At 65.5% G+C, this 9,899-nt stretch carries 8 protein-coding genes and 1 pseudogene; 4 read left to right on the top strand and 5 right to left on the bottom strand.

Features of this window, described 5'->3' with window-relative positions:
- The 4 genes from EOA79_RS25185 to EOA79_RS25170 all read right to left on the bottom strand — a co-directional run.
- Window positions 1-516: glycoside hydrolase family 3 N-terminal domain-containing protein (locus EOA79_RS25185; RefSeq protein WP_164893942.1), on the bottom strand; the 516-nt coding region annotated here is incomplete at its 3' end.
- A gap of 235 nt (window positions 517-751) precedes the next feature.
- Window positions 752-4,621, bottom strand: a complete 3,870-nt coding sequence (locus tag EOA79_RS25180) for an SPOR domain-containing protein (protein ID WP_127335552.1) — start codon at window positions 4,619-4,621, stop codon at window positions 752-754.
- A 103-nt stretch (window positions 4,622-4,724) separates the two neighbouring features.
- On the bottom strand, window positions 4,725-6,482 hold the full coding sequence (argS, locus tag EOA79_RS25175) for an arginine--tRNA ligase (protein WP_127335551.1): 1,758 nt from the start codon (window positions 6,480-6,482) through the stop codon (window positions 4,725-4,727).
- A gap of 60 nt (window positions 6,483-6,542) precedes the next feature.
- On the bottom strand, window positions 6,543-7,760 hold the full coding sequence (locus EOA79_RS25170) for a deoxyguanosinetriphosphate triphosphohydrolase (RefSeq protein WP_095825614.1): 1,218 nt from the start codon (window positions 7,758-7,760) through the stop codon (window positions 6,543-6,545).
- A gap of 70 nt (window positions 7,761-7,830) precedes the next feature.
- Between EOA79_RS25170 and erpA the strand changes: the two genes are divergently transcribed.
- The 4 genes from erpA (at window position 7,831) to EOA79_RS25150 (ending at window position 9,737) form a co-directional block, all read left to right on the top strand.
- Window positions 7,831-8,178: an iron-sulfur cluster insertion protein ErpA gene (gene erpA, locus EOA79_RS25165; RefSeq protein ID WP_095825615.1), complete on the top strand. Its 348-nt coding sequence runs from the start codon at window positions 7,831-7,833 to the stop codon at window positions 8,176-8,178.
- Between the two features lie 9 nt (window positions 8,179-8,187).
- Window positions 8,188-8,580: a VOC family protein gene (locus tag EOA79_RS25160; RefSeq protein ID WP_095778431.1), complete on the top strand. Its 393-nt coding sequence runs from the start codon at window positions 8,188-8,190 to the stop codon at window positions 8,578-8,580.
- 7 nt (window positions 8,581-8,587) lie between these two features.
- A complete protein-coding gene (xth, locus tag EOA79_RS25155; protein ID WP_095825616.1) occupies window positions 8,588-9,382 on the top strand; it encodes an exodeoxyribonuclease III in 795 nt (264 codons plus the stop codon).
- 79 nt (window positions 9,383-9,461) lie between these two features.
- Window positions 9,462-9,737, top strand: a complete 276-nt coding sequence (locus EOA79_RS25150) for a hypothetical protein (RefSeq protein WP_066999955.1) — start codon at window positions 9,462-9,464, stop codon at window positions 9,735-9,737.
- Window positions 9,738-9,751: 14 nt separating this feature from the next.
- Here EOA79_RS25150 and EOA79_RS33755 read toward each other — a convergent pair.
- Window positions 9,752-9,899: pseudogene (locus tag EOA79_RS33755) on the bottom strand (sel1 repeat family protein); the annotation flags it as partial.

Below are 9,899 nucleotides of genomic sequence, written 5' to 3'. Positions count from 1 at the left end.
CTTCATGACCGGCAGGACGCCACCCGACATCAGGCCCTCGGCCGAAGCCCGGCCAAGCTCGATCACGGCATTTGGTTCCATACCATAGGCGCGCGCGCCGATGACATCGCTGGCGCCCGCAATGGGCACGTCGAGCACCGGCAGGCAGTCGGCGGTGATGCCGTGGCGCAGCAGATCGAAGGCGTGAAGCCGCGCGAGCAGCCACGCGGCACGGCGGCCGGCCTCGCGATCGTCGCGCCAAAGCGCGCCGAGCGCTCCGCCTGCAGGATAGTTCGGCGCCAGCGGCGGTCGCAGGCGCTGCACCCTGCCGCCCTCCTGGTCGATGAAGACCGGGGCATCCGGGCGTCCGACGCTCTCGCGCATCGAGGCGACCAGGTCGCGGATCTGCTCGGTCTCGCCGACATTGCGCGCGAACAGGATGAAGCCCCAAGGACGCTCGTCGCCGTAGAAGCGGATTTCATCTTCAGTGAGGGATTTCCCGGCGCAGCCGAGGATCATGGATTTTGATTCGGTCATGGATCGAAGCTTAGAGCAATTCCAGGAAAAGTGTGTAACGGTTTTGCGTCCGGAATTCCGTAAAAACAAGGAGTTATGCGGGTTCGGTGATTCTGCCGGCGCTGAACCGCTCTAAGATTTTGCGAACCAAAGGGGAATCACCCCTGACCGGTGCCGCATGAATGACGACAGCCGTCCACAACGAAAAAGCCGGCGCGGCCTCGCGGCGACGCCGGCTCTGAACGGTGGTAAATGATCAGCGCGACACGAAGCAGGTGCCGCCGGCCGCCTTGTAGTTGGTGCACAGATTGATCGCGTCGTTGCGCGACTGGGCCGGGACCCGGACTCGGTAGAAAGTGCCCTTGCCGGCGATCTGCGCCTTGACGATGTTGGCTGTGCGTCCGGCGAGCACACTTCCGTAACGGCGCTGCAGGTCCTGGTAGGTGGACTGGGCGCTTTCAACCGTCGGCTGCGAAGCGATCTGCATCGACCACGAGCCGCCGCCTGCCGCCGCCGGATCGATGGAGGCGACCTGGTCGGGCTTGACCTCGCCGACGATATCGACCGGCTGATCGGACGGACGCGGCGGCGCCACCGGCACCTTCGCCGGCGTGTTGGCGGACTGGACCCTGGCTTCGGTCTTCGCCGCGGCGGCTAGCTTCACCGCGGCGGCAGCGCTTTGGTCACCACCGCCCTGGTCGGCAGCCTGATCGGTTGCCGGCGTGACGGCGCCTGTCGGCTGGGCATCGCCCTGCCCGGCGGAAGCGACGTGCTGCGGCGCCGGATCGGTCGGTTCGGTTGCCGCGACCTGCGGCGCGGGAGCCGGATCCTGGCGCGGAACCAGCGAGCCGTCAGGCTTCACCATCATGGTCTTCACCTTGCGCGGCGCCACGGCGACGACATCGTTGTTGGTCCCCTTGTCTGCCTCCTGCAGAACCTGGGCGATGCGGTCTTCCGATTTCGGCGCCGGAGCGGCCTGCTGTGGGGTTGCGGGGGCGGCGGCCTGGGCGTCAGCCGGCGCTGCTGCGTCCGGTGCGGGCGCTGCGGCCTCCGGTGCCGGCGCTGCGGCTTCCGGAGCCGGCGCTGCTTCGGCCGGTGCCGGCGCGGCTGCGGCCGGTGCCGGCGCGGCTGCGGCCGGTGCCGGCGCGGCTGCAGCCGGAGCTGCTGTGTCCGGAACCGGCGCTGCCGCGGCCGCATTGCCGGCTGAGTTGGTGCCAGGCGCGGCGTCGGTGTCGTCAGGCGAAAGGTCGACGATCCGGCTCTGCGCCGGTTCCTTCGACGCCACGTCGATAGGTTCCTCGGTGTTGGTCACCAGTTTCTGCTGCGCCGGTTCGGCGGGCTTGGCCGCCCCACCCTTGGCCACGGCGTCATAGACTTTGTTGTCCTGGTTCGGCACCACGGTGCCGCCCGGGTTTTGCGGCTTGACCTTGATCGGCGAATTGTCCGCCTTCACGATCACGGGCGCTTCGCTGCCGCCCTTGCCGCCAAAGGAGAAGGCGAGAGCGCCGAGACCGCCCGCGACCACAACGGCGCCGACGAGCGCGGCAAGCATCATGCCACGGCTTCGCGGCTTCGCGGCTTCGCGCTCGGCAAAGCCGGGCACAGTCATCGCTTCGTCGAGCTCAGGATCGTAGTCAAGTTCGTCGACGGCGAAGTCGTCCGCCTGCGAGACCGGCCGGCTGCCGGGCAAATCGTCTGCATCGAATTGGCTTGCAGCTGCGGCATAGGACAGGGTCGCCGGTGCAGCGGCCGTCTCGGCCCGCAACTCGCGGCGGTCGTAGCCGGTCTTGAGTCCGGCATTGTGGGAGTCGTCCTCATAGCCCCGGCTCTGCACAGGCGCCTGAGCGATCTCGGTTGCGTTCATCTCGCTAAGCAGGCCGGCAAACTCGGCATCGAGATCGTCATAGGCAGGCGCCGCAGGCTGATCCTCCTCGAAGCTGAGCTCCGGAATGTCGAGGTCGTCGGCCAACGCCACCACGCGCTCCGGCACATCGACCGTCTCGACATCGGGCATTTCCTCCTGCTGGCGAGACTGCGGCGCCGCGGCTGGCTTGGCGTAAGCGGAATAGTCCCTCGCCGGCTCCTCACGATAGGCAGGCGCCGACATCTGCGGCGCCGGGGCCGGCGTGGCGTAACCGGCATAGTCCTTCGCCGGCTCCTCACGATCGGCAGGCGCCGACATCTGCGGCGCCGGGGCCGGCGTGGCGTAACCGGCATAGTCCTTCGCCGGCTCCGCACGATAGGCAGGCGTCGGCATCTGCGGCGCCGGCTTGGCGTATGCGGAATAATCCTTCACCGGTTCGTAGGCAGGGGCCGCGGTTTGCGGCGCCGTAGCCGCAGGCTGCGTGGCATAAGAGGCGTGCACCGGCGCTGCGACCGGGGTCACGCGGCTCCACGACTTTGGCGGTTCGGCAGGCGCGACAGGCGCGTCCATCTCGATGCCCTTGGCGAAGGCGGCGTCGAAAGCCTCGTCATCGAAATCTATGCTGGGTTCGGCATCCTGTTCGGAAGCCGCGCCTTCGAAGCCCTGCCGGTCGAGTTCGCCGGCGAGCAGCCTATCGAGATCGGCATCGGCGGACTGGGCGATCTGCGTGCCGTAGGCGGGCTCGTTGCGTGCGTCGAGGTCCCAATCGAGCTCATCGCCCACGCCAGCCTTCTGGTCGGTGTCGCCAGCCGGCTGAACGACCGACCGCGGTGCCGATGCGGCGGCCGGAACAGGAGCAACCGGGACCGGCGCAACCGGAATTGGCCGCGCCGTCATGGCGCCAAGCAGCGCATTGAGTTCGTCTTCCAGGCTGCGCTCGCCTGCGGCCGGCTTAGCCGGGTCGACTGCCGCAACCGGCGGAACCGGTGCCGATGCAGAAGGAGCAGGCTCGGCAAATGGCGGCTCCGCCGCGGCGACGGGCTCGGCAGCCGGCGCTTCCGATTCCCCAGACGGCACGTTGTCGAAATTGAGTTCGAAATCGTCTCCGAAGACCTCTTCAGCCGCAGCCTCGTGACCGGCGACCGGTTCAGGATCGACAGCCGGGCCTTCCGGCTCCTCGGCAAGCGCGTCACGGAAGCTGAGCTCGAAATCGTCTTCGAAGACCTGATCGGCTACAGCTCCGTGATCGGGTTGGGGATCGAAGGCGGGCTCGGGATCGGCGGCGAAATGCTCGGCCTCAACAGGCGCCTCGAGAGCCGGCGATGGCTCGTCATCGACCGACAGTTCCTGCTCCAGGATCAGGTGCTGCGGCTGATCGATATCCATGGCGATATCAGCCGTCGCCTGCTCAAATTGGGCCTGATCAGATTGGGCCTGATCGAAATGGGCCTGATCAACTGCGGCCCGAACGAATTCGGCCTGATCGGACCCACTCTCGTAGTCTTCAGCGGCGATCGGCTGGTCGACAGCGGCGTGAGCCTCGATCGGCTGCACGTCGGCGCCTTCGGGCTCAATATCACGGTCATCGAAGGCCAACTCGTCCTCGAGCGACATCTGGACCGCAGTGTCGAAATCGGCGTCGAACGCCGTCTCGTCCGCAGGCTCAAGGACAGCAGGCTCGACAGCCGCAGGCTCGGCGGCCGCGGCGGCGCTCTCGTCCGTGTCAGGCTGGTCGTCGATCCAGAAGCCCTCATCCAGCGAGGCCGCCATTTCCTGGTCGACGGAAAGCTCGTCCTGCACGGGCGAGACTTCCAACGAACGCGCGACCGCCTTCTCGAAATCATCGTCGTATGCCGTGTCCGCGGCCGGGTCCGGCGCTGGGGGCGTGGCAACAGCGGGCGTGGCAAAATGGGCGTGATCCGCCGCATCGTCAAAGACGAAATCCCGTTCGAGAGAAGCGGCGAGCTCGTCGTCGCTGAGAGTGGCAGCCCAGTAAGCCGGCGCAGCCTGGGCAGCCTGCTGCGCCACCGGCTCGCTTTCCTCGGCAATGTCGAAGTCGCCCATCAGCTCCTTTTCGAGGTCGATGTCGAAGTCGGCCCCATCGGCAGCCTGGTTCGCGGGCGCAGCCTTTGCGGCCGCCGGCGACTGCGGCCTGACCGGTTGACGCGGATCGAAACCCATGATGCGGGTCAGTTCGGCGAACGGATCGTCGTCGGCGATATGATTGCTTGCGGCTACTTTCAGCTGGGTTCTGTCTGCCATTATTGTTCCCGAACTCGCACACAGTCGGACGCCATGGACGTCGCGCAGGGTTGGCCCTTACCAGCGCAATGTGGGCAAAAGGTGACAGGCTTTTTAGTCAAACCTAACGCATTTCGGTAGGCGCATCAGCTCCTATCAGCGTCAGGCCGGAGGTCAAAACATCCGAAACAGCCTGCACCAGCCCCAGTCTGGCATACGTCAATTGTGGGTCGTTAACCTTAACAAAACGTAAGTCTGGGTTGTCGGTGCCCCGATTCCAGTGTGCGTGGAAGCTCGACGCCAGATCGTAGAGGTAGAATGCCAGCCGGTGCGGCTCCAGCGCAAGCGCCGCGGATTCGATTAGCCGTGGATATTCAGCGAGTTTCCGGATCAGGCCGATTTCGCCCTCGTCCGTCAGCGACGCAACCGAGGCCACAAGCCGGTCGCGGTCGAAATTCGCTTCGCCCAATTGCTCGCTCGCCTGCCGGAACACCGAGTGGCAGCGCGCGGAACCGTATTGCACGTAGAACACCGGATTGTCCTTGGACTGCTCGGTGACCTTGGCGAAGTCGAAATCGAGCGGCGCATCATTCTTGCGGTAGAGCATCATGAAGCGGATCGGGTCGCGGCCGACCTCCTCCACCACGTCGCGCAGCGTGACGAAATCCCCTGACCGCTTCGACATCCGGACCGGCTCGCCGTCGCGGAACAGCTTCACCAGTTGGCAGAGCAGGACCGTGAGCTTGACCGTGTCGCCGGCGACCGCGCGCGCCAGCGCTTCGAGCCGCTTGACGTAACCGCCATGGTCGGCGCCGAGCACATAGATGAGATCGACGAAGCCGCGCTCGACCTTGTCCTTGAGATAGGCGACGTCGGCGGCGAAATAGGTGAACGAGCCGTCCGACTTCACCAGCGCCCGGTCCATGTCGTCGCCGACCGCGGTCGAGCGGAACAGCGTCTGCTCGCGGTCTTCCCAGTCGTCCGGCTTCTCGCCCTTCGGCGGCGGCAGCTTGCCCTTGTAGATATGGCCCTTCAGCGTCAGGTCGGCGATTGCCGCGCGGATCTTCTTGGCGTTGTCGGCATGCAGCGTGCGTTCGGAGAAGAACACGTCATGATGCACGTTGAGCAGCGCCAGATCCTCGCGGATCATCGCCATCATCGCGTCGACCGTGCGATCCTTGACGATCGCCAGCGCCTCGTCTTCCGGCATCTCCAGCAGGCCGAGGCCGAACTGTTCGGCCAGCGCCTGCCCGACGGGTATCAGATAGTCGCCTGGATAAAGGCCTGGCGGAATCTCGCCGACTGCTTCGCCGAGCGCCTCGCGATAGCGCAGCATGGTCGAGCGTCCAAGCACGTCGATCTGCGAGCCGGCATCGTTGATGACATATTCCTTGGTCACGTCGTAGCCGGCGAAGGCCATCAGGTTGGCTAAAGTGTCGCCGACGACGGCGCCCCGGCAATGGCCGACATGCATCGGGCCGGTCGGATTGGCCGAGACATACTCGACGTTGGCCTTGCGGCCGCCGCCTATCTTGGAGCGGCCATAGTTGCGGCCCTCGCCGAGCAGCACTGCCAAATGCGCTTGCCAGAAGCCGTCCTTCAGCCGGAGATTGACGAAGCCCGGGCCGGCAACATCGGCGGAAGCGATGTCGGCATCGCTGCGCAGCGCTGCGGTCAGCTGCTCGGCCAGCGCGCGCGGGTTCTGGCCGGTGGGCTTTGCCAGCACCATCGCCGCATTGGTGGCAAGGTCGCCATGACTGGCGTCGCGCGGCGGCTCGACCGCGATGCGCGACAGATCCAGCGCTCCGCCATCCTTGTTCTTCAGATCAAGGGCTTCGACGGCTTTTACGATCCGCGCGTTGAAATCGGCGAAGATATTCATCGGGTATGCTCTGGGCTTTAAGAGGGACCGGCTGCTTGGCCGACAAAATCGTGGCTCGCCCTAGCCCAAATCCGGCGTATGGTCAAACAATCGCCTGTGCTCCTTGAGCGCATAGGTATCGGTCATTCCGGCCAGGAAATCGGCGACGCTGCGCGCCTTGATGCGATCCTGCGCCCTGTCGAGCCCTTCGCGCCAGCCGTCCGGCATGGCGCGCGGGTCGGCGAAATAGACATCGAACAGGTCGCGGACGATCTGCTCGGCGTCGGCCCGCACGCGCATCACTTCGGCATGCCGGTAGAGATGCTTGTAAAGAAAGGCCTTCAGCTCCTTTTCGGCTGCCGCCATTTCGGCCGAGAAGGTGACCATCGTCTCACCCGCCGCCCTCACCGCATCGGCGCTGTCCGGCTTGAGGCGTTCGATATTGGCGGCAGCGGCAGCAATGACATCCTCCACCATCAGCGTGATCTGCCGCCGCATCAGCTCGTGGCCGGTGCGAACGTCGTCGAGTTGCGGGTAGCGGGCGCGCACGCCACTCAGGATCGAGCCCGGCAGGCCGATGCCTTCCAGCATGTCCAGCGTCAGCAGGCCGGCACGCAGGCCGTCGTCGATGTCATGCGTGTTGTAGGCGATATCGTCGGCGATCGCGGCGCACTGCGCCTCGATGCCGGCGAAGCGGTCGAGCTCGAGGTCGTGCAGCGCGGAATAGTCGCGGATCGCCTGCGGCACGGGGCCCTTGAGCCCCTTCCCGCTTGCATCGGTAAGCGGCCCGTTATGCTTGACCAGCCCTTCCAGCGTCTCCCAGCTGAGGTTCAACCCGTCGAACTCGGCGTAGCGCCGCTCGAGCCGGGTGACGACGCGCAGCGACTGCGCGTTGTGATCGAAGCCGCCCCAGCCGGCCATCTTTTCGTTCAGCGCCTCCTCGCCGGTATGGCCGAAAGGCGTGTGACCGAAATCGTGCACCAAGGCCACTGCCTCCGCCAGATCCTCGTCGACGCGCAGCGCGCGTGCCAGGGCGCGGGCAATCTGCGCCACCTCGATCGAATGCGTCAGCCTTGTGCGGTAGTGATCGCCCTCATGCGCAACGAACACCTGCGTCTTGTGCTTCAGCCGGCGGAAGGCGGTGGAATGAATGATGCGGTCGCGGTCACGCTGGAATGGCGTGCGGGTCGGGCTTTCCGGCTCATCGAACAGGCGGCCGCGCGAGCGCGCCGGATCGCTCGCGTAAACGGCGCGCGGCCGGTAGCCGAAACCGATATCGCCGAGAGCACCCTTGCCCATTCGCCCACCAGTTGACTTGCCCCCCTCAGCTTCATACCTATCATGGGAAACCGAAAGCAAGGTGACGCCGATGGGCGCGGATGCCAAGACTGCCATGAAGGTCGAAATGACCGAAGCGGCCGCGAAGCGGATCGCCAGGATTCTGGCTGGCGAGCCGGGCAAGAATGCCTTGCGCGTTTCCGTCGAAGGCGGCGGCTGCTCCGGCTTCTCCTACAAGTTCGATCTCGTCGACAGTCGCAACGACGACGACGTAGCCATCGAGAAGTATGGCGCCACGATCCTCATCGACGACCTCTCGCTGGTCTATATGGGCGGCTCGGTGATCGATTTCGTCGATGACCTTATGGGTCAGTCTTTCCAGATCCGAAACCCGAACGCCGTCGCCTCCTGCGGCTGCGGCACCAGCTTCTCCGTCTAGCGGGCCGCCATGCCCACGGTCGGCGCGGTCCGTCAGGTCGCGCTGTCGGCCGGGCGCGATCTCGATAGAACGCTGGCTTTCTGGCACGATGTGCTCGGCATGAGCGTGCATGCGCGCTACGATCCGCCGGGCATCGCCTTCATCATCGCGGGCGGCGTGCGGCTGTTTTTTGGCGACGGCGTGCCCCCCGGCACCGTCTATCTCGATATTGCCGGCCTCGAGGCCTTCCATGCTGAGGCGAAAGCCGCCGGTGTTCCTTTCACCGCGTCGCCGGCGCTGGTCCATCGCGACACCGAGGGCCGGTTCGGTCCGGCGGGGGAAAGCGAATGGATGGCCTTTCTAAAGGATCCGGCAGGCAATACGATCGGCCTCGTCGAGCGCCTTGCGCCGGAAGAACATTGAGGTCCGCATGAAGATCGTCACCTGGAACATCAACGGCGTTCGCGCCCGCATCGGCAACCTCACCCACTGGCTGACCGAGAGCGCGCCGGACATCGTGTGCCTGCAGGAGATCAAGACGGTCGACGACCAGTTCCCGCGCGCCGAGATCGAGGCGCTGGGCTATAATGTCGAGACCAACGGGCAGAAGAGCTTCAACGGCGTCGCTCTCCTGTCGAAGCTGCCCTTCGACGAGGTCAATCGCGGTTTGCCTGGCGACGATGCCGACGACCACGCGCGCTTCATCGAAGGCGTCTTCTCGACCGATAAGGGCGCGCTGCGGGTCGCCTCCCTCTATCTGCCGAACGGCAACCCAGTCGAGGACGAGCGGAAGTTTTCCTACAAGCTGTCATGGATGGCGAGGCTGGAGCGCTGGGCGGAAGAGCGGCTGAGGCTCGAGGAAGCGCTGGTGCTGGCCGGGGACTACAACGTCATCCCCGAGCCCGCCGACGCCAGGTTCCCCGAAAACTGGCGTAGTGACGCGCTATTCCAGCCTCAGACGCGGCAGGCCTTCCGGCGCCTGAAGAATCTCGGCTTCACGGAGGCCGTGCGCGCCGTGACCGATTCGCCGGATGTCTATACTTTCTGGGACTATCAGGCCGGCGCCTGGCAGAAGAACAACGGCATCCGCATCGACCATCTGTTGCTGTCTCCCGAAGCCGCTAACCGCTTCTCGTCGGCCTCGGTTGAAAAGCACGTCCGCGCCTGGGAAAAACCTTCCGACCACGTGCCAGTGGCCATCGATCTGCGCTTGCAGCCGGCCTGAAGGCGCTGCTTGCGGACTCTTGCCGAACCCTGATGTCGCCACAAATCGTGTGTCTGATGCGGGATTGTTGCGGGGTTCGATGGCGATCCGATTTGTTCTTTGCCCGGTCGGCCTTGCGCTGGCATTTGCCGCGCCGGCGCTCGCGGCCCCGGAGTGTCTTGCCAACGGCAAATCGTTCAAGCTCGGTGAGACGGCCTGCCTGACCATTGCCGGCGAAAGTCACCTCGCCCGCTGCGACATGGTTCTCAACAACACGTCCTGGACGAAGGTCCAGGACGACTGCCCCGGCGAGAATCAGGCGCCGAAACTGCACCCGACCTCGATCACGGCGCCGACGGAACCTACCGAAAATTAAGCCGAAGCTGCGGCCTACTGGTCGCCGTTGTTGCCCTTGGTCAGGATGTCGTCGGCGAGCGAAATCGCCGTGCGACGGCCGGCTTCGCCAGCCGCGGCGAAGGCCTCTTCCTGCATGCTGCGGATCCAGGGCTGATCCGCCGGCGGGGCACGCCCCAAGGCA

Origin of the sequence: Mesorhizobium sp. M1A.F.Ca.IN.020.03.2.1, from assembly GCF_004023205.1 — a bacterium.
Classification (GTDB): Bacteria; Pseudomonadota; Alphaproteobacteria; order Rhizobiales; family Rhizobiaceae; genus Mesorhizobium.
The sequence above is the reverse complement of the archived record's forward strand: the minus strand, read 5'-3'. Positions and strand labels throughout refer to the sequence as shown.

What these genes read in the sequence shown, in the direction of transcription:
- EOA79_RS25180 (WP_127335552.1), bottom strand. Translation starts at nt 4,621, where the DNA reads ATGGCAGACAGAACCCAGCTGAAAGTAGCCGCAAGCAATCATATCGCC.
- argS (WP_127335551.1), bottom strand. Translation starts at nt 6,482, where the DNA reads ATGAATATCTTCGCCGATTTCAACGCGCGGATCGTAAAAGCCGTCGAA.
- EOA79_RS25170 (WP_095825614.1), bottom strand. Translation starts at nt 7,760, where the DNA reads ATGGGCAAGGGTGCTCTCGGCGATATCGGTTTCGGCTACCGGCCGCGC.
- erpA (WP_095825615.1), top strand. Translation starts at nt 7,831, where the DNA reads ATGGGCGCGGATGCCAAGACTGCCATGAAGGTCGAAATGACCGAAGCG.
- EOA79_RS25160 (WP_095778431.1), top strand. Translation starts at nt 8,188, where the DNA reads ATGCCCACGGTCGGCGCGGTCCGTCAGGTCGCGCTGTCGGCCGGGCGC.
- xth (WP_095825616.1), top strand. Translation starts at nt 8,588, where the DNA reads ATGAAGATCGTCACCTGGAACATCAACGGCGTTCGCGCCCGCATCGGC.
- EOA79_RS25150 (WP_066999955.1), top strand. Translation starts at nt 9,462, where the DNA reads ATGGCGATCCGATTTGTTCTTTGCCCGGTCGGCCTTGCGCTGGCATTT.